Source organism: Acidovorax sp. JHL-3, assembly GCF_000526295.1.
Taxonomy (GTDB): domain Bacteria; phylum Pseudomonadota; class Gammaproteobacteria; order Burkholderiales; family Burkholderiaceae_C; genus Acidovorax; species Acidovorax defluvii.
This window is the reverse complement of sequence record NZ_JAFU01000001.1, coordinates 222,396-240,283: the sequence shown is the minus strand read 5'-3', so window position 1 is coordinate 240,283 and position 17,888 is coordinate 222,396. Positions and strand designations below refer to the sequence as shown.

Here is a 17,888-nt window from a genome sequence, read left to right as displayed (position 1 = left end):
GCAATCCTGAGTTGAGGGGTTATCCTCAAATTTGGCATTCGTTTATTTCAATCCGTGAATTTATGACCATTCTCATCACCGGAGCGGCAGGCTTTATTGGCGCCAACTTCGTCCTCGATTGGCTGGCGCAATCGCAAGAACCTGTCGTCAACCTGGACAAGTTGACCTACGCGGGCAACCTGGAAACCCTGGCATCGGTGCAAGGCGATGACCGGCACATTTTTGTGCAGGGCGACATTGGCGACAACGCCCTGGTGGCCCGCCTGCTGGCCCAGCACCGGCCGCGTGCCGTCATCAATTTTGCCGCCGAAAGCCATGTGGACCGTTCCATCCACAGCCCCGACGACTTCATCCAGACCAACATCGTCGGCACCTTTCGCTTGCTGGAAGCCGTGCGCGCCTACTGGGGCAACTTGCCGGCCGGAGTCAAGGCAGCTTTCCGCTTGCTGCATGTCTCTACCGACGAGGTGTATGGCTCGCTGGGCGCCGGCGATGCGGCTTTTACCGAGCAGCACCGCTACGAGCCCAACAGCCCCTACAGTGCCAGCAAGGCCGCCAGCGACCACCTTGTGCGCGCCTACCATCACACCTACGGCCTGCCGGTGCTGACCACCAACTGCAGCAACAACTACGGCCCCTACCACTTCCCCGAAAAGCTCATCCCGCTGATGATCGTCAACGCCCTGGCCGGCAAGCCGCTGCCGGTATATGGTGACGGCATGCAGATCCGGGACTGGCTGTACGTCAAAGACCACTGCAGCGCGATCCGCCGCGTGCTGGAAGCAGGCAAACTGGGCGAGGTGTACAACATCGGCGGCTGGAACGAAAAACCCAACATCGGTATCGTCAACACCGTCTGCGCGCTGCTCGACGAACTGCGCCCCAGGGCCGACGGCGCCAGCTACAACACGCAAATCAGCTACGTCAAAGACCGCCCCGGCCACGACCGCCGCTACGCCATCGACGCCAGCAAGATCGAGCGCGACCTTGGATGGAAGCCCGCCGAAACGTTTGACACCGGCATCCGCAAGACAGTGCAGTGGTACCTGGCCCACCCCGAGTGGGTGGCCAATGTGCAAAGTGGCGCCTATCGCGACTGGGTGCAGACCCAGTACGCAGGCACGGCTGAGGCATGAAAATCCTCCTGCTCGGCAAAAACGGCCAGGTGGGCTGGGAGCTGCAGCGCAGCCTGGCCCCGCTGGGCGAAGTGACCGCGCTGGACCGGCACAGCACCGATTTCTGTGGCGATCTGGGCAACCTGACCGGGCTGCGTGAGACCGTGCAGCGCCTGCGGCCCTCCGTTATCGTCAATGCCGCCGCCCACACCGCCGTGGACAAGGCCGAGAGCGAGCCCGAACTGGCCCGCCTCATCAACGCCACCGCCCCCGGCGTGCTGGCGCAAGAAGCTCACCAACTGGGCGCCTGGCTGGTGCATTACTCCACCGACTACGTGTTTGACGGCAGCGGCAGCCAGCCCTGGGTGGAAACCGACACGCCCGCACCGCTCAGCGTGTATGGCCATACCAAGCTTGAAGGCGAGCAACTGATCGCCCAGCACTGCCCAAAGCACCTGATCTTCCGAACCAGCTGGGTCTATGCCGCGCGCGGCGGCAACTTCGCCAAAACCATGCTGCGCCTGGCGCGTGAACGCGAGCGCTTGACCGTGATTGACGACCAATGGGGCGCGCCCACCGGCGCCGAGCTGATAGCCGATGTCACGGCCCACGCCATCCGCCAGGTGCAGCAGCGCCCAGTCGGTCCGCACGACGAGGCAGGCATCTACCACCTGGCCGCCAGCGGCCACGCCAGCTGGAATTCTTATGCAAAACATGTTCTGGCCCAAGCAGCGCAGGCGCAACCAGCTATTGAGTTGGTAGCAAAAGAAGTGGCCCCCGTGCCCACGAGCGCTTTCCCCACGCCCGCCAGGCGCCCGCACAACTCGCGCCTGAACACGGCCAAGCTGCAAGCCACCTTTGGCCTGCGCCTGCCGCCCTGGCAGCAGGGCGTGGACCGCGTGCTGGCCGAAATCCTTTGAAATACCGAGAACGATCCAAGTCATGACCCAACGCAAAGGCCTCATCCTCGCCGGCGGCTCCGGCACCCGCCTGCACCCGGCCACGCTGGCCATCAGCAAGCAGCTGCTGCCGGTGTACGACAAGCCCATGATCTATTACCCGCTCAGCACCCTGATGCTGGCCGGAATCCGCGACGTGCTCATCATCAGCACCCCGCAAGACACCCCCCGCTTTGAACAACTGCTGGGCGATGGCAGCCAATGGGGCATGAACCTGCAATACGCGGTGCAGCCCAGCCCCGATGGTCTGGCTCAGGCCTTCATCATTGGCGACAAGTTCGTGGGCAACCAGCCCAGCGCTCTGGTGCTGGGCGACAACATCTTTCACGGCCACGACTTTGCCCCCTTGCTGGCCGAGGCCGATGCTAAAACCAGCGGCGCCACAGTCTTTGCCTACCATGTGCAAGACCCCGAACGCTACGGCGTGGTGGCCTTCGATGCCACCGGCAAGGCCAGCAGCATCGAAGAAAAGCCGCTCAAGCCCAAGAGCAACTACGCCGTCACCGGCCTGTACTTCTATGACAACCAGGTGGTGGACATCGCCAAGGCCGTCCAACCTAGCGCCCGGGGCGAGCTCGAAATCACCGCCGTCAACCAGGCCTATCTGGATCTGGGCCAGCTCAACGTGCAGATCATGCAGCGCGGCTACGCCTGGCTCGACACCGGCACGCATGACAGCTTGCTCGAAGCCGGCCAGTTCATCGCCACGCTGGAGCACCGCCAGGGCCTGAAGATCGCCTGCCCGGAAGAGATTGCATGGCGCAATGGCTTCATCACGTCCGAGCAGCTTGAAAAGCTGGCCATGTCGTTGGCCAAAAATGGCTACGGCCAGTACCTGCAGCGCTTGTTAAATGAAGGGGTTCAGCTTTGAAAAAGCTGGTCGTTCAAGACACCCTCGTGTCGCTGACCAGAGTCCATGACGATGATTACATCTCGTTGACTGATATTGCACGCGTTCGAAATCCCGATGAACCAAAGGATGTCGTCAAAAATTGGCTTCGTAACCGCGCCACAGTTGAGTTCCTGGGGTTGTGGGAAAAGATCAACAACGCCGCCTTTAAAGGGGTCGAATTCGACTCCTTTAGACTTCAAGCTGGCTCCAACAGCTTCACTTTATCGCCCAATAAATGGATAGAGGCTACAGGAGCAATTGGCATTAAAAGTACCGCAGGGCGCGGCGGTGGCACCTATGCTCACAGAGATATCGCTTTTGAGTTCGCATCCTGGGTGTCAGCGGAGTTCAAGCTCTACCTGATAAAGGAATTTCAGCGACTCAAGGAAGACGAAGCCATAAGGCTTGAGTCGGGTTGGGACATCAAGCGCAGCCTGGCCAGAATCAACTACAAAATACACACCGATGCGATCAAGGAAACGATCATCCCGCATAGCATCACATCAGCGCAAACCGGTTACATCTACGCATCAGAAGCCGATCTGCTAAATGTCGCCCTATTTGGCATGACAGCAAAAGAGTGGCGCGATAAAAACCCAAATCAACCCGGGAATATTCGGGATGGCGCGACTGTTGAGCAACTCGTTGTCCTCTCCAATCTCGAAAGTTTAAACGCCGCATTTATTCGGCAAGGTCTTGCGCAAGCTGAGCGACTGATGGTACTCAATGAGTTAGCGATTAGCCAATTGCGCTCTTTGATGGGCTTCAACACCGCAGGAAAACTCAAATGAAAGTCACACCCACCGCCATCCCAGACGTACTCATCATCGAGCCCAAGGTGTTCGGCGATGCGCGCGGTTTTTTCTATGAGAGCTTCAACCAGAAAGCCTTCAACGAAGCCACCGGCACCAACCACCAGTTTGTGCAAGACAACCACAGCCGCAGCGCCAAAGGCGTGCTGCGTGGCCTGCATTATCAAATTCAGCAGCCCCAGGGCAAGCTGGTGCGTGTGGTGCGCGGTGCGGTGTTTGATGTGGCGGTCGACATCCGCAAAAACTCGCCGACGTTTGGGAAGTGGGTGGGAGTGGAGTTGAGCGAAGAAAATCAAAGGCAGATGTGGGTGCCGCCGGGCTTTGCGCATGGGTTTGTCGTTACAAGCGAGTCAGCGGATTTCTTGTATAAAACCACAGATTACTACGCGCCGGAATATGAGCGCTGTATTGCCTGGGATGACCCTGTGATTGGTATTAATTGGCCTTCGATCGTCCAACCCAGCCTGTCCTCTAAAGATCAGTTGGGGCGTTGGCTAAGCGATGCCGATACGCTTTGACTCCACAGCTTCATTGGCTTAAGAAAGCATTTTTTCGAACAAAATATATTTGCAGTTTTTTACATAATTCAGATTGAAACACTGTGACTGATCCATTTATTCATGCCTTGGCTGATGTTCAGTCAAAACATATCGGAGCGGGTTCGCGCTTTTGGCAATTTGTTGTCATTCTTGCCGGAGCCAAGATTGGCCAAGACTGCAACATCTGCTCGCACAGCCTGATCGAAAACGACGTCGTTATCGGCGACCGCGTTACCGTCAAGAGCGGTGTGCAACTGTGGGACGGTTTGCGTGTTGGCAATGATGTGTTTATCGGCCCCAACGCCTCGTTCGCCAACGACCGATTTCCCCGCAGCCGTAAAAAGCCCGAGAAGTTTCTTGTTACCACCCTTCACGATGGCGCTTCGATTGGCGCAGGAGCAGTGATCCTCCCTGGCCTGGAGATTGGCCGCAACGCCATGGTGGCAGCCGGGGCAGTCGTCACCCGTTCGGTGCCGCCCAATGCGGTGGTCGTTGGCAACCCGGCCAAGATCGTCGGCTATGTTGATGCCGCGCGCGGCGAAGAGGCAAGCGCGGCACCCGCGAAGGCTGAGGTGGGCACGTCCGCAACCCGCGTGAACGGTGTCACGCTGCATCGCCTGCCCCGTGTGGCTGATATTCGCGGCAGCCTGACAGTAGGCGAGTTTGATCGAAGCATTCCGTTTGCCGCTAAACGCTATTTCATGGTGTTTGACGTTCCCAGCGTCGAAACTCGCGGCGAGCATGCGCACCGGGAATGCCATCAATTCCTTATCTGCGTGCGCGGCAGTTGCGCCGTGGTAGCAGATGACGGCACCAACCGCCAGGAGTTTCTGCTCGATCGCCCGGATGTGGGCATTCACCTGCCACCGATGGTATGGGGCATCCAGTACAAATACTCGGCAGACGCCATGCTGCTGGTGTTTGCCTCGCACTATTACGACAACGCCGATTACATCCGCGACTATTCTGAATTTCGCCAGTTGGCAGGAGCCACCGCATGATCCCGTTTCTTGACCTGAAAGCCCCTTACCTGGAACTGAAACAGGAGCTAGATGAAGCCATCGCCCGCGTTGTCAGCTCCGGCTGGTTTATTGGAGGCGGCGAGGTCGATCAGTTCGAGGCGGATTTCGCTCAATACTGCAGCGCGACCCACGCGGTAGGCGTAGCCAACGGCCTGGACGCCCTGCACTTGGCCCTGCGCGCCATGGATGTGGGGCCGGGTGACGAAGTCATCGTGCCAAGCAACACTTACATCGCCACCTGGCTGGCTGTCAGTCAATGCGGCGCGACGCCGGTGCCGGTGGAGCCCGATGCACGCACCTACAACATCGACCCGGCGCGGATCGAGGCGGCCATCACGCCCCGGACCAAGGTCATCCTGCCCGTGCACCTGTATGGCCAACCGGCCGACATGGCCCCCATCCTGGCCATCGCCCGCAAGCACGGCCTGCGCGTGCTCGAAGACGGGGCGCAGGCCCACGGTGCACGCTACAAGGGCCAGCGCTTGGGCGCTCATGGCGACGCCGTGGCCTGGAGCTTTTACCCCGGCAAGAACTTGGGCGCCATGGGCGACGGCGGGGCAGTGACCACTAACGACGCCCAACTGGCCGAACGCATCCGCGTCTTGCGCAACTATGGCTCGCGCGTGAAATACGTGAACGAAGTGCAAGGCTACAACAGCCGGCTGGACCCACTCCAGGCCGCCATCCTGCGTGTGAAGTTGGCGCATCTGGACGAGTGGAACGGCCGCCGCAGTGCTATCGCTGCGCGCTACCAGCAGGGCTTGGCGGGCTGCGGCCTCACGTTGCCTCATGTACCCGATTGGGCAGAGCCAGCCTGGCACCTGTATGTGGTGCAACATCCAAAGCGCGACGCATTGCACAAGGCGCTGGCTGATGCTGGCGTGGGTTCGCTAATTCATTACCCCATTCCCCCGCACCGTCAAAAAGCCTATACACAGGCCGAATGGGAGAAGGGTGCCTTTCCTCTCGCTGAGCGTATGGCGAATCAGGTGTTGAGCCTGCCGATGGGGCCGCACCTACCAGCAAACCAAGCGCAACAGGTGGCAGCAGCGCTACTCTTCAGCATGGGGGCAGATGACTGACGCAAAGTCTTATCGCCAGATACTGCGTTCTTCTTTCATTATTGGTGGGGCGTCCGTACTGAGCATTTTGGTGGGTTTGGTACGCACCAAGGTAGCGGCCGTGCTGCTAGGACCATCGGGTATAGGTTTGATCGGACTTTTTCAGAGTTTGATGGCGACGGCGACTACCGTTGCAGGCTTAGGCTTTGGTAATGTGGGTACGCGTCAAATCGCCGAAGCCATGGGCCGCGAGGACGCGCAGGGCGTTGCAGCCGCGCGCCGCGCCTTGTTCTGGGGTACCTTGGGATTGTCGGTGGCGGGGGGCACCGTTGTTTGGGCGCTACGAGACGTCTTGGCCATGCGGGTGCTGGGCGATGCCGCTTTGGCAACCAGCGTCGGCTGGCTGGCTTTGGGTGTAACGCTCATGGTCGCCGCAGGTTCCCAAGGCGCTTTACTAAATGGCTTGCGCCGAATTGGTGACATCGCTCGCGTGAGTGTGCTGTCGGCATTGCTGTCCACGGTTCTGGGCGTGGGGATGTTGTGGTGGTGGGGGCCAGACGGCTTGTTGGCTTTTGTATTGGCAGCCCCGTTGTGCAGCTTCCTGTTTGGGCACTGGTATGTGTCACGTTTGCCCAAGGTACGCTCGCCGGCCACACCTTGGCCTGTGCTAGTCGCGCAGTGGCGCACGCTCGCAAAATTGGGGGCTGCGTTCATGTTGGCGGGGCTGGTGGCTACTTTGACGCAATTCATGGTACGCACGCTGGTGCAGCGGCAATTGGGGGCGGAGGCGTTGGGTAATTTCCAGGCGGCGTGGCAGATATCCATGACTTACCTCGGATTTGTTCTAACTGCCATGGGTACGGACTATTACCCCCGCCTTACCGCCACTATCCATGATCATGCTGCCACCAATCGCATGGTGAACGAACAAACCGAGGTGGCCTTGTTACTGGGCGGGCCGGTGCTGCTTGCCATGTTAGGTCTGACGCCGTGGGTGATTGAGTTGTTGTACTCCAGCCGTTTTCATGACGCCGCCGGCGTGTTGCGTTGGCAAGTCTTGGGGGACGTGCTCAAGGTTGTCAGTTGGCCGCTGGGGTTCATCCTGTTGGCAGCTGGCGATGGGCGGACTTTTTTAATTACTGAATCTATCGGCTTTGGTGTGTTTGCGGTATTGACGTGGGTAGGCCTGCCGTGGCTTGGTGTCGAGGCGACCGGCGCCGCCTTTCTCGGTATGTACCTGGTTTATTTGCCGTTGGTTTATTGGTTGGCCAGGCACAGAACAGGGTTCCGCTGGTCTTCTGGCATCTGGTGGCAAGTTTGTTTGCTTTTTGGAGTATGCGCCTTGCTCAAGGGGGTGGCTATGTGGTCGTTAATTGCTAGCGCAAGTTTGGGTGTACTGACCGCTTTCTGTTGGGCTATCTATGCAATGGTCCGACTTTCAAATATGGGCGTTGTAGGGGGTCCGATTGGTCGCCTTTGTAATCGAATTCTTGCAACAAAAAAATCAGATAAGAGCATTTTTTGATTCCGCGTCAAGTACAGCGGAAAATCTCATAAATTTCATGAAAATACTTATTCCTGTGATCGGTTTTGGAGCGGCGGGCGGCTACAGGGTATTGTCCGAGTTAGCGAATCACTGGCAGTCTGATGGACACCTGGTGGATTTTCTTGTTGACGAAAGATCTGCAGAGCCGTATTTTCCAACTCGGGCCGGAATACGTCATTTTGATAAAAATGGCCGAGTTCTGGATAAGACTTCACGGAACAAAGGCGGTGGTTTTTCTTCGTCTGGAAATGCATTTTCTATTTATAGAGGAATGTGGCGTGCCTTGCAACATATCGGTGCCGGTTATGATATTATTTTGGCGAATCATTCGCTTACAGCAATTCCTGTTGCGTTGGTGCGAGTAGGATTGGCTAGAAAGTTTTATTATGTTCAAGCCTATGAGCCGGAATATTATGCCCTTGAGAAAGGCAAAAAAGCTCTGATTTTAAAGTGGTTTTCCATTTTGAGTTATAAGCTTCCCCTGCGGCAAATTGCAAATGCCCCTATCTACATAGGATATCGCGGTGTGCGTGCGAAGCATTGGATTCCTCCAGGGGTGGATGAGACGATTTTCTATCGGCGTCCGTCTCCACCTTCATTTGGGCCGACGCAACCATGGACACTGGGTGTTATTGGCAGAAGCGAACCATCAAAAGGAACGCGTTATGCCCTAGATGCCTTCGAGGAACTGGCCCGTATTGATCCATATGTGCGGTTAAAGGTTGCTTTTGGAAACTTGCCTGAAGGCTGGCATCATGATCGGGCTGAAGTGGTAATCCCGCGTAACGATGGCGAGTTAGCTGAATACTATCGTTCTGTGGATATCCTGATTGCACCGGGTACGGTGCAGCTTGGTGCGTGCCACTATCCAGTGCTGGAGGCCATGGCCTGTGGAACTCCTGTTGTTACAACGGGGTATTTGCCGGCAGACAATGATAATTCTTGGATCGTTCCTGTCGCCGACAGCGCAGCAATCACCGTCGCTGCACTGTCCATCAAAGCCATGACGCCCGATGCGATGCAGCGAAAACTGGATGCAGCAAATAATTCAATTTCCGCTTTCGCGTGGGGACGCGTTTCTGAGAATTTCCTTGAACTTTTTAAGTCATAAAAACTTACCGGGTGATACCGTGTTCAGTAGAAATTTGGTGATTATTTTTATCATCTCTTCTGTTGCGTTCTTCATCGCAACGTTCCAACCTTTTGGGTTGAGTCCTGATTATGAAAACTATGAAATTTTTTTCCAGGATGCTCGGGATGACTTTTGGGGCTTAGCTGATGAGACTAGGTTTGAGCCGGCATTCGTGTATTTGACGGGCGTGCTGGTGAAGGCGTTGAGTGTTGATGTTTTTGTGTATGGGGTAATGGTATTTATTTCGGTTGCATTGAAATCATATTTCATTCATCGAATGTCTCTTGGATATTTTGCGCTCGTTGCGTTGGTATTTTATCTATTCAAGATATTCCCGCTTCATGAGTTGACTCAGTTGCGCGCTGCTTTGGCTGCAGCATTTGTTGTTGGGGCGTGTTTCTTTGTTTGGAGCGGTAGACCTTGGCATGGTCTTTTGATGTGTGTGCCAGCGTTCCTTTTTCATTATTCGTCGTTGATGGTCTTTCCTTTTCTTTTTGTGCCAAGGGTTGAGAGAGAGAAGGCTCTTGTTATTCCATTTTGCATTTTTCTTCTCTTGTTTGTGATCGTGCAGTATGTGGTCGTGATGCTGGAGGGGTTTGTGCCGGTTTTTCAGAGTTATGAGAGCTTGAACTATGGGGGCGAAGTAGTTAATCCTTGGTCTATTGTCATGTGGCCTGAGTTTTTCATGATTCTCGCTGCAATGTTTTTCTGGCGTGATCTGACAGATGTGATGCGTCGGATCGTGGTGTTGCAGCTGATTGGATTTGCGATTTTTTATGCGGCAATTCAATTCCCTGTAGTTGCGGCGCGTGGGAGGGAGATGTTTTCTGTGCTTTGGGTGCTCTTTGTTGGCCAGGGGTTTGCGAGCACCCTTCGGGTCAAAATCTCTATCATTGCATTTGTTATTTTTTCAATTATCGTGTCGATTAATTTGTATTTAATTCTTGATTTTTTTCATTGATAGTTGATGTCGTTGAATGACGTGGTGTTTTTGTCTGGGCGAAGGAGCTAGGATTGATTTCGATTGTTATTGTGAATTGGAATTCTGGCAATCAATTAACTGATGTCTTGTCGAGTGTGGATCATTATCATAGTGGATGGGTAGAGTCAGTAATTGTTGTGGACAATGCTTCCATGGATGATTCTGTCAGCTTGGCTGAGTCGAAGGCGTCCGGATGGCACTTTCCATTGCAGGTAATTCGCAATCTTGAAAACAAAGGTTTCGGCGCTGCTTGTAATCAAGGTGCGGCGCTTGCGAAGACCGAGTTCCTTCTATTTTTGAATCCTGATGCGCGCCTTTTTGCGGATTCACTGGAAACGGTTGTTGAGTTCATGCGACGACGGGAGAATGCTGATGTGGGCGTCGTTGGTCTCCAGTTGGTGGATGCGCAAGGTCATATTTCACGCAGTTGCAGTCGGTTTCCGTATGTGGGAGCTTTCATTGCGCATGCGACTGGAATTAACCGTCTGCCAGGATTTTCCAAGATGGATTTGCACATGTCGGATTGGCCGCACGACAAAACCCGGGTGGTTGATCATGTGATAGGCGCTTTTTATTTGATACGCCGTACGTTATTTGAGTCGTTGCATGGTTTTGATGAGCATTTTTTTGTTTATCTTGAAGATTTGGATTTGTCTCTGCGTGTACATCAGGCGGGTTATAAAAGCGTATTTTTGGCTGAAGCTCAAGCTTTTCATGCTGGAGGTGGCACCTCCCATCAGGTGAAGGCTCGTCGCTTGTTCTATTTCCTGCGAAGCCGTTTGGTATATGCGTTCAAGCACTTCTCATGGTTAGGTGCCTTGGGGGTGCTGCTGGCGACGCTTTTGGTGGAGCCCTTGTCTCGGTCGGCACTGGCACTACTTCGCCGTTCCTGGCCCAACTTTAAAGAAACTTGGGCCGCTTACGGTCTGTTGTGGCGTTGGTTGCCGCAGTGGATTTTTAAAGGAACAACACGGTGAAAGCCTACAAGGTGTTGGCATTGACCAAGTACGGACGCCTGGGCGCATCGTCGCGTATGCGGTTTTTGCAATATCTGCCGTGGCTGCAGCAAGCGGGCATAGAGGTCACGATCCGGCCGCTATTGTCCGATGAGTTGTTGCAGGCGCGTTATCAGAGCGGTGCTTATGGCTTATGGCCGCTAGTGGGGGCGTATGCAGACCGTTGTCGGGCTCTGCTGCAACGCCTGGATTTTGATGTGCTTTGGATTGAAAAAGAGGCATTGCCTTGGGCTCCCTTATGGATAGAACATGCTCTGTTGCGTGGTGTGCCCTATGTATTGGACTACGACGACGCAGTTTTTCACCAATACGACCAGCACCCTCAGGCTTGGATCCGGCGGCTGTATGGTCGGCGCTTGAACGGACTCATGGCGAATGCCGCTCTGGTTGTAGGCGGTAACAATTATCTTGCGCAACGCGCTCGCGATGCTGGCGCTCCGTGGGTGGAAGTGGTGCCGACTGTGATTGATTTGGATCGCTACCCTCACTGGATAAATGTGCCGGTCGTTAATGAACCGCTACGCATCGTATGGATTGGTTCTCCATCTACGGCACGTTATTTGGACTTGCTGCGTGAGCCGTTACGGATTCTTGCGAAGCAGCAGCCGTTTGTCTTGCGCGTGATTGGCGGCGGCGCGGTGGACCTGCCTGGCGTGCAGGTGGAGATAATCCCATGGGCAGAAGACACCGAAGTTGAAAATATTCGAGCCTGCGATGTGGGCGTGATGCCGTTGATGGATTCTTCTTGGGAACGGGGCAAGTGCGGCTACAAGTTGATTCAGTACATGGCCTGTGGTTTGCCTGTCGTGGCATCCAGCGTGGGCGTCAATCCTGAAATTGTGCACCAGGATAATAACGGGTACTTGGCCAATTCGCCCGATGAATGGGTGGCCTCGCTAGGCAAGTTGCTGGTAGATCAGTCTTTGCGCGCGCAAATGGGACAGGCTGGGCGGCAGCTAGTGGAGCATGTTTATTGCATTCAGAAGACTGGACCCAAAATGGTTGAATTATTGCGTGTGATCGCTGCGGGACGTTGACTATGTATGGCTTCTCCGTGGTCAAAGGTACAGGATGCTGAAAGAGAAATTACAGCCTGTTAATAATTACCAGGCATCCAATCTCGCAAAGGCTATTTCAGCAGCCCCATTGGCACGGGTTCTGATTTCTACAACGGTACCCGAGACGTTGGCCACAATTCTTAAGAGTCAACCTCATTATTTGGCGCGTTATTTTCAGGTTGCCTTGGCAACTAGCCCGGGTGAAGGACTTTCGCAAGTAGCGCACAGTGAAGGACTTGTAATTCATGTCGTCCCCATGGCGCGTGGCATTAGTGTGTTGCGTGATTTGGTGTCTGTGGTTCGCATGGCGTGGGTGCTTTGGAGAGTGCGCCCAGATCTTGTGCACTCCTATACCCCGAAAGCCGGTTTGGTAACGATGTTGGCTGCCTGCTTGTGCCGCGTACCTGTACGAGTGCATACCTTTACCGGGCTTATTTTTCCAACTGCGCAGGGGTTTCGGCAAAAGTTGTTGGTCTGGGTGGACCGATTGATCTGTGCGTGCGCGACCCACATCGTTCCAGAGGGGCTCGGCGTCAAGAAGGATCTGGTGAGCTTTCGTATCACCCGCAAGCCGCTTAGGGTGATTGGCTACGGAAATATTGCCGGTGTAGATACGGCTTATTTCACGCCAACGGCGCCTGGAGTTTGCGATGATGCTATCGAGTTAAGGAAACAGTTAGGTATTGGGAGCAAGGACTTCCTGTTTTGTTTTGTGGGGCGCTTGAACAGGGACAAAGGTCTGGCGGAGTTGTTGGTGGCTTTCGCTGCCCAGCCGTCTACAGCACATTTGGTGTTGGTCGGCGGTGTCGATGCGAGCGCACCGGTGGATGCCGCGACACTGGTTGCAATCAAATCGCACCCGCGGGTGCACCAGTTAGGCTTTTTGAATGACATTCGTGCGGCGCTTCGGGCCGCCGATGTTCTAGTGCTTCCCAGCTACCGCGAAGGTTTTCCGAATGTCGTGTTGCAGGCGGGAGCCATGGAATTGCCAGTCATCGCCACAGATATCAATGGCTGCAATGAGGTGATTGAACCGGGTTACAACGGCTGGCTGGTGCCACCGCGTGACGCGCCGGCTTTGGGCGATGCGATGCATCAAGCGATGCATACGCCTGCTTCTGTCCGTCGCAAGATGGCGCTGCAAGCAAGAGTTCGCATCCAGCAACGCTTTGAGCGTCAGGAACATTGGGGGCGCATGGTGGCGTTTTATCAAGAGATTCTTTTTGCTCGTCAGAAGGACTAACGGGTGAAGAAATCCATTTTTGTAATGAGTGAGCTTGCTACATTGGCTCGCGCCACTTTTGGCGCTACGGGGGCCGCTAATTTTCGGATTTGACTCGTGAAACGTTTTTTTGACACGATTTTATCCTGTACATGCTTGCTGGTATTGGGCTTACCGCTCCTGTTTTTGATCTGGCAGGTACGCCGCAAGCTTGGCAGTCCGGTGTTTTTTCGCCAGACGCGGCCTGGCCTGCACGGAAGGCCGTTTGAAATGGTCAAGTTCCGCACCATGACGGATGCGCGCGGGGACGACGGCAATTTGTTGTCGGATGCAGAGCGCTTGACGGCCTTTGGCCGCTTCTTGCGTGCCACCAGCCTGGATGAACTTCCCGAGTTATGGAACGTGCTTAGGGGTGACATGAGTCTGGTCGGCCCGCGTCCGCTGCTGATGGAATACCTGCCGCTTTACTCCCCCGAACAGGCGCGCCGCCACGAGGTGCGCCCCGGCATCACCGGCTGGGCGCAGGTCAATGGCCGCAATGCGCTGAGCTGGGACGACAAGTTCAAACTCGACGTGTGGTATGTGGATCACCGCTCGCTGTGGCTGGATGTCAAGATTCTGTGGCTGACCGTGAAGAAGGTGCTAGTGCGTGAGGGCATCAGCGCGGCGGGTGAGGCGACGATGTCTAAGTTCACGGGCAGCAAGCCATGAAGCGGTTGGCCTTGTTGGGTGCCAGCGGCCACGGCAAGGTGGTGGCCGATGCCGCGCTGGCGATGGGCTGGCGCGAGGTGGTGTTCTTTGACGATGCGTGGCCGCGCATCGAGCTCAATGGCCATTGGCCGGTGGTGGGCGACACTGCGGCGCTGATGGCCCGTCTCGGGGAGTTTGATGGTGTGCTGGTGGCGATTGGCAACTGTGCGGTTCGCTGGCAGAAGCACCAGGCGCTGCAGGCGGCGGGGGCGCGGCTGGCGACGGTGGTGCATCCTTCGGCCTGCGTGAGTCCATATGCCCGTTTGGGCGCCGGCACAGTGGTAATGGCGGGCGCTGTGGTCAACGTGGATGCGGTGGTCGGCGAGGCCGGGATCATCAACACCAGCGCCACGGTGGACCACGACTGTCGGCTGGCGCATGGCGCGCATGTGAGTCCCGGTGCGCATCTGTCCGGCAATGTGCAGGTGGGGGTCTGCAGCTGGGTGGGCGTGGGTGCGTCTGTGCGGCAGGGCATGTCGATTGGTGCCGGGGTCATGGTGGGCGCTGGAGCGGTTGTGGTCAAGTCGGTTGCCGATGGACTAATGGTGGTGGGTTGCCCTGCGGCACCGCGCTCTTCACCTTCAATGTGAAGCGACATTCGTCGCAGCGATGTTTTTGATTGATTGAGATTCGAATGCTTAACACTCCTTTTTCCCCCTGGCCCAGTTTCACCACCGAAGAGGCCAATGCTGTTCAGCAGGTGCTGCTTTCCAACAAGGTCAATTATTGGACCGGTACAGAATGCCGCGAGTTTGAAAAAGAATTCGCCGGCTGGTGCGGAACCCGCCATGCGGTCGCGTTGAGCAATGGCACCTTGGCGCTGGATGTCGCGCTGAAGGCTCTGGGCGTCGGACCGGGCGACGAGGTGGTGGTGACGCCGCGCACCTTTATTGCCAGTGTTTCCTGTGTGGTGAATGCCGGCGCCACACCGGTGTTTGCCGATGTGGAGGCCGATAGCGGCAATCTCTCGGCCGCCACCATTGCCAAGGCACTGACACCGCGTACCAAGGCCGTGATTTGCGTGCATCTGGCCGGTTGGCCCTGTGATATGGACCCGATCATGGCGCTGGCAGAAACGCATGGTTTCAAGGTGATTGAAGACTGTGCGCAGGCGCATGGAGCGCGATATAAAAACAGGGGTGTCGGGTCTATTGGACATGTGGGCGCGTGGTCGTTTTGCCAGGACAAGATCATGAGCACGGGTGGCGAGGGCGGCATGGTCACGACGAATGATGAGGCCCTGTGGCGCGCCATGTGGTCGTTCAAGGACCATGGCAAGAGCTACGAGGCGGTGTACGAGCGACAACACCCGCCAGGCTTTCGATGGTTGCACGAGGGTTTTGGCACAAACTGGCGCATGCTTGAGATGCAGGCGGCCATTGGCCGCATTCAGTTGCGTCGCATAGCCGACTGGACGGCGAAGAGAACCGCAAATGCCGAAGCCATCTGGGCCGCCTGCCGCCCGCACGCAGTGGTGCGTGTGCCAGCCGTGCCCACTGGCAGCGTGCATGCACATTACAAGTGCTACGTGTATGTGCAGTCCGACCACCTGGCGCCCGGTTGGTGTCGCGACCGTATCGTGGAGGCGGTCAACGCCCAAGGCGTGCCGTGCTTTCAGGGTTCGTGCTCCGAGGTTTACCTGGAGAAAGCCTTTGATAACACCGGCTGGCGCCCCGCGCAGCGCCTGCCTGTGGCGCGCCAATTGGGCGAGAACAGCTTGATGTTACTGGTTCATCCTACGTTGACTCCCGCAGAAATTGCGAAGACGTGCGAAGTGGTGGCCGAAGTGTTGAGGCAGGCATGCCGCTGAGTCGGTTCGCGCCACCCCTGTTAGCGATGCCCCGGCCCGCCAAGCGCCTGGTGGTGATTGCGCTTGATCTGGTTTTGGCTCTGGTATCTGTCTGGTGCGCTTTCTATTTGCGAATCGACCAAACGGGCTTGCCGCAACTGCAGCAGAGACATGTCTATCTGCTGGCGCCTGTGTTGGCCTTCCCGCTGTTTGTTCGCATTGGTTTGTATCGCGCCATTTTTCGATACACGGGGTTGGCTGCCCTGGCAACCATCGCCAAAGCGGTGGGGGTTTATGCGCTGCTGTTCTTTTTGGCACTGTTGTGGTTCAAATGGGATGGCGTGCCGCGCAGTGTCGGGCTGATTCAGCCCATTCTGTTTTTGCTTCTGGTCGGCACCAGCCGCGCGTTGGCCCGGTTCTGGCTGGCGGGCTGGTCGGGCAAGGCGACGCATGCTGTGGGCCGCATGCTGATCTACGGTGCGGGTGAGGCGGGGGTGCAAACCGCTTCGGCCTTGGGGGTGGCACGCCAGTTTGTATTGCTGGGCTTTATTGACGACGACCCGAAAAAAGCCGGAAGAAGCATCAATGGCGTAGGCATCATGAAGCCGGGCGATGTGCCCGACGCTGTGGAGCGCATGGGCGTAACCGACATTTTGTTGGCTATGCCGGCGCTGGATCGAGCACGGCGCAATGAAATCATCAACCGCTTGCGCGCACTCCCGGTGCACGTTCGCACCTTGCCTGGCATGGGCGATTTGGCATCTGGGCGCGTGACGGTTCAGGATTTTCAGGAGCTGGATGTCGAAGACCTGTTGGGTCGGCCGCCAGTGCCACCTGATTCGACCTTGCTGGCACGCAATCTGGCCGACAAGGTGGTGCTGGTCACGGGCGCAGGCGGCAGTATCGGCAGTGAGCTGTGTCGTCAGATTATTCTCGAGCGGCCCCGGCAGCTGGTGCTGTTGGATCACAACGAGTTTGGCCTCTACACCATCCACCAAGAGCTGGAAGGCTTGTGCGCCGAGCAGCAACACCCGGTGGAGTTGGTGCCCTTGATCGCGAGCGTGGGCAACTTTGGGCGCTTGCGCGAGGTTTGCAAGCTGTATCGGCCCGCCACGGTGTACCACGCGGCCGCCTACAAGCATGTGCCCCTGGTTGAATGCAATCCTTCCGAAGGCGTGCTCAACAATGTGTTTGGCACCTTGAACATGGCCCGCGCCGCCATGGAAAGCGGCGTTGCGCACTTTGTGCTGGTGTCCACCGACAAGGCGGTTCGCCCCACCAATGTGATGGGCGCCACCAAGCGCATGGCCGAGCTGGTGTTGCAGGCGCTGGCGGCAAGCCCGTCGGTGTGCTTTCATTTGCCCGATGGCACGCACAGCCCTCAAGTCACCAACAACACCCTGTTTGCCATGGTGCGCTTTGGCAATGTGCTGGGCAGCAGTGGCAGCGTGGTGCCACTGTTTCGCAAGCAGTTGCGCGCTGGCGGGCCACTCACGGTCACACACGAGGAGGTCACCCGCTATTTCATGACCATCCCTGAGGCCGCGCAGTTGGTGCTGCAGGCCGGCGCCATGGCGCATGGCGGCGATGTGTTTGTGCTGGACATGGGCCAGCCCGTCAAGATCGTGGACCTGGCCCGGCGCATGGCGCAGCTGTCTGGCTTGACCGTGCGCGATGAGCGCAACCCGACTGGCGACATTGAAATCAAGGTGGTGGGCTTGCGCCCCGGCGAGAAGCTCTATGAAGAGTTGCTGATTGGCGAAAACCCCGAACCCACTGCGCACCCGCGCATCATGAAAGCCCATGAGGATTTCGTTGCATGGCCGCAGCTTGCGCCGGTGCTGGTGGATATGCGACGGGCTGCTACGCAGAACGATGTGGCCGTGATGAAAAAGATTCTCACGCAACTGGTGCATGGCTACAGCCCGCCACCTGCAAGCAACTCTGCGATCCAGACATAGACCAACAAGGGCGTTGCCAGCCATCTGATGCC

17 protein-coding genes are annotated in these 17,888 nt (G+C 56.7%); all 17 read left to right on the top strand.

Annotated features, from left to right (window positions below):
- Positions 1 to 62 precede the first annotated feature (62 nt).
- The gene (gene rfbB, locus K226_RS0101080; protein WP_024813028.1) at positions 63 to 1,136 is read left to right on the top strand and encodes a dTDP-glucose 4,6-dehydratase; all 1,074 of its coding nucleotides are present in this window, start codon (positions 63 to 65) and stop codon (positions 1,134 to 1,136) included.
- Positions 1,133 to 2,035: a dTDP-4-dehydrorhamnose reductase gene (gene rfbD, locus K226_RS0101075; RefSeq protein WP_024813027.1), complete on the top strand. Its 903-nt coding sequence runs from the start codon at positions 1,133 to 1,135 to the stop codon at positions 2,033 to 2,035. The genes rfbB and rfbD overlap by 4 nt, the downstream gene beginning before the upstream one ends.
- A gap of 22 nt (positions 2,036 to 2,057) precedes the next feature.
- On the top strand, positions 2,058 to 2,945 hold the full coding sequence (gene rfbA / locus K226_RS0101070) for a glucose-1-phosphate thymidylyltransferase RfbA (RefSeq protein WP_024813026.1): 888 nt from the start codon (positions 2,058 to 2,060) through the stop codon (positions 2,943 to 2,945).
- Positions 2,942 to 3,757 carry a KilA-N domain-containing protein gene (locus K226_RS0101065; RefSeq protein ID WP_024813025.1) on the top strand — a complete coding sequence of 272 codons (816 nt, stop codon included), beginning with the start codon at positions 2,942 to 2,944 and terminating at the stop codon, positions 3,755 to 3,757. The genes rfbA and K226_RS0101065 overlap by 4 nt, the downstream gene beginning before the upstream one ends.
- Entirely contained in the window at positions 3,754 to 4,296 is a 543-nt protein-coding gene (gene rfbC / locus K226_RS0101060) for a dTDP-4-dehydrorhamnose 3,5-epimerase (RefSeq protein WP_024813024.1), read from the top strand. Before K226_RS0101065 ends, rfbC begins: the two co-directional genes overlap by 4 nt.
- An 83-nt stretch (positions 4,297 to 4,379) precedes the next feature.
- Positions 4,380 to 5,318, top strand: coding sequence for a WxcM-like domain-containing protein (locus tag K226_RS0101055; RefSeq protein ID WP_024813023.1), 939 nt, complete (start codon positions 4,380 to 4,382; stop codon positions 5,316 to 5,318).
- Complete coding sequence (locus K226_RS0101050) at positions 5,315 to 6,421, top strand: DegT/DnrJ/EryC1/StrS aminotransferase family protein (protein WP_024813022.1); 1,107 nt, start codon at positions 5,315 to 5,317, stop codon at positions 6,419 to 6,421. The genes K226_RS0101055 and K226_RS0101050 overlap by 4 nt, the downstream gene beginning before the upstream one ends.
- Positions 6,414 to 7,925 carry an O-antigen translocase gene (locus K226_RS0101045; protein ID WP_024813021.1) on the top strand — a complete coding sequence of 504 codons (1,512 nt, stop codon included), beginning with the start codon at positions 6,414 to 6,416 and terminating at the stop codon, positions 7,923 to 7,925. The genes K226_RS0101050 and K226_RS0101045 overlap by 8 nt, the downstream gene beginning before the upstream one ends.
- Positions 7,926 to 7,962: 37 nt before the next feature.
- A complete protein-coding gene (locus tag K226_RS19385; RefSeq protein ID WP_081739305.1) occupies positions 7,963 to 9,057 on the top strand; it encodes a glycosyltransferase family 4 protein in 1,095 nt (364 codons plus the stop codon).
- Positions 9,038 to 10,039, top strand: coding sequence for an EpsG family protein (locus K226_RS0101035; RefSeq protein WP_162150972.1), 1,002 nt, complete (start codon positions 9,038 to 9,040; stop codon positions 10,037 to 10,039). The genes K226_RS19385 and K226_RS0101035 overlap by 20 nt, the downstream gene beginning before the upstream one ends.
- A gap of 53 nt (positions 10,040 to 10,092) precedes the next feature.
- Positions 10,093 to 11,037, top strand: coding sequence for a glycosyltransferase family 2 protein (locus K226_RS19380; RefSeq protein ID WP_238324184.1), 945 nt, complete (start codon positions 10,093 to 10,095; stop codon positions 11,035 to 11,037).
- Positions 11,034 to 12,113: a glycosyltransferase family 4 protein gene (locus K226_RS0101020; RefSeq protein ID WP_024813018.1), complete on the top strand. Its 1,080-nt coding sequence runs from the start codon at positions 11,034 to 11,036 to the stop codon at positions 12,111 to 12,113. Before K226_RS19380 ends, K226_RS0101020 begins: the two co-directional genes overlap by 4 nt.
- A 34-nt stretch (positions 12,114 to 12,147) precedes the next feature.
- Positions 12,148 to 13,377 carry a glycosyltransferase family 4 protein gene (locus tag K226_RS0101015; protein WP_081739303.1) on the top strand — a complete coding sequence of 410 codons (1,230 nt, stop codon included), beginning with the start codon at positions 12,148 to 12,150 and terminating at the stop codon, positions 13,375 to 13,377.
- A 96-nt stretch (positions 13,378 to 13,473) separates the two neighbouring features.
- Positions 13,474 to 14,067, top strand: a complete 594-nt coding sequence (locus tag K226_RS0101010; RefSeq protein WP_024813016.1) for a sugar transferase — start codon at positions 13,474 to 13,476, stop codon at positions 14,065 to 14,067.
- Complete coding sequence (locus tag K226_RS0101005) at positions 14,064 to 14,696, top strand: acetyltransferase (RefSeq protein WP_024813015.1); 633 nt, start codon at positions 14,064 to 14,066, stop codon at positions 14,694 to 14,696. The genes K226_RS0101010 and K226_RS0101005 overlap by 4 nt, the downstream gene beginning before the upstream one ends.
- Positions 14,697 to 14,740: 44 nt before the next feature.
- Complete coding sequence (locus K226_RS0101000) at positions 14,741 to 15,916, top strand: DegT/DnrJ/EryC1/StrS aminotransferase family protein (protein WP_024813014.1); 1,176 nt, start codon at positions 14,741 to 14,743, stop codon at positions 15,914 to 15,916.
- A 26-nt stretch (positions 15,917 to 15,942) separates the two neighbouring features.
- Positions 15,943 to 17,856 carry a polysaccharide biosynthesis protein gene (locus K226_RS0100995; protein ID WP_035240789.1) on the top strand — a complete coding sequence of 638 codons (1,914 nt, stop codon included), beginning with the start codon at positions 15,943 to 15,945 and terminating at the stop codon, positions 17,854 to 17,856.
- Positions 17,857 to 17,888: the final 32 nt, after the last annotated feature.

Excerpts from the sequence above, each read along its gene's own strand:
- K226_RS0101015 (WP_081739303.1), top strand. The coding sequence starts at position 12,148 with ATGCTGAAAGAGAAATTACAGCCTGTTAATAATTACCAGGCATCCAAT.
- K226_RS0101045 (WP_024813021.1), top strand. The coding sequence starts at position 6,414 with ATGACTGACGCAAAGTCTTATCGCCAGATACTGCGTTCTTCTTTCATT.
- K226_RS0100995 (WP_035240789.1), top strand. The coding sequence starts at position 15,943 with ATGCCCCGGCCCGCCAAGCGCCTGGTGGTGATTGCGCTTGATCTGGTT.
- K226_RS0101050 (WP_024813022.1), top strand. The coding sequence starts at position 5,315 with ATGATCCCGTTTCTTGACCTGAAAGCCCCTTACCTGGAACTGAAACAG.
- K226_RS0101005 (WP_024813015.1), top strand. The coding sequence starts at position 14,064 with ATGAAGCGGTTGGCCTTGTTGGGTGCCAGCGGCCACGGCAAGGTGGTG.
- K226_RS19385 (WP_081739305.1), top strand. The coding sequence starts at position 7,963 with ATGAAAATACTTATTCCTGTGATCGGTTTTGGAGCGGCGGGCGGCTAC.
- rfbD (WP_024813027.1), top strand. The coding sequence starts at position 1,133 with ATGAAAATCCTCCTGCTCGGCAAAAACGGCCAGGTGGGCTGGGAGCTG.
- rfbA (WP_024813026.1), top strand. The coding sequence starts at position 2,058 with ATGACCCAACGCAAAGGCCTCATCCTCGCCGGCGGCTCCGGCACCCGC.
- rfbC (WP_024813024.1), top strand. The coding sequence starts at position 3,754 with ATGAAAGTCACACCCACCGCCATCCCAGACGTACTCATCATCGAGCCC.
- K226_RS0101000 (WP_024813014.1), top strand. The coding sequence starts at position 14,741 with ATGCTTAACACTCCTTTTTCCCCCTGGCCCAGTTTCACCACCGAAGAG.
- rfbB (WP_024813028.1), top strand. The coding sequence starts at position 63 with ATGACCATTCTCATCACCGGAGCGGCAGGCTTTATTGGCGCCAACTTC.